The sequence below is a fragment of the Paenibacillus sp. P4_A7 genome (genome assembly GCF_056402455.1).
Window position 1 is genome coordinate 1 of sequence record NZ_JBFUHJ010000836.1, and the last position, 955, is coordinate 955.

Annotated in this window: 1 protein-coding gene; it reads left to right on the top strand. The window is 41.4% G+C overall.

The features are described 5' to 3' along the window. On the top strand, positions 1–955 hold a 955-nt coding region (locus AC1DWN_RS34355), incomplete at both ends, for a LamG-like jellyroll fold domain-containing protein (RefSeq protein ID WP_477563284.1).

Consider the following 955-nt stretch of genomic DNA (forward strand, 5'->3'; position numbering starts at 1 on the left):
TCCTTCTGGTATAAGGGTGACACGAACAACAATCAGGTCATCTGTTCAAACAAGGATTTTAGTAACGGCTCTAACGCAGGCTGGGCGATTTATACATCAGCCCATTCAGTCGAAATGAATTTCGGATTCCCGAACGCAGCAGTAAAGAGCATCTCCTTTGGGCGCAACACGTTCGATACTTCCGTTTGGCGTTATGTGACCTTTGTTGTTGATAGAAAAAAAATGCTTGCGTCGTTGTATATTGATGGTTACGAAATGGCTGAAACTACGCTAGGGCCCGGAACTTTAGATACATCGAACCCATTACATATAGGTTGCGACGGGTTTTGCAACCTCGGCGGTAATTCGTTCGATATCGCTGATCTGATGATTTGGCAAGGCGCATTTAGCAGTGATGTAGTGCAAGCGAATTATAATAGTTACGCTGTAAATAAAGTTGATATGCAAGCGCTTAACGACACTATATCAGAAGCAAATACAATAATAGCAAGCGGTCTCGGCAACGGTTTCAGCGAAACTGATTTTAATTACTTGAAAAAGGTTTTAAATACGGCAACTACGGTTGCAACAACGCAAAAAATAAAATTATATACACAGGAAACCATCAATTATTACAACCGTGAACTAAACAACGCCACATTTATCTATCAAAAAAGCAATAAAACATTAACTCCCGCCGATTTAAATATGATTGTGGACAGCGACCCAGAAATGAGTCCCCATGCAATCAAGCGCGTGGAAGAAAGTTTTAGAAAAGAACTGAGCGTATTCCCGCAGGCCGACGTCATGTTTATTCCCGGCGATGTTACCGGCGGTAACAATGCCATCGAATATGTGTGGATGAAAGAGATGACAAACGTATACGACAAACTTAAAAATGAGGGATTATTTGACAACACGGCGTTCTATATAATAAGAGGAAACCATGATATGGAAGGCGCTGAAGAGTTCATAC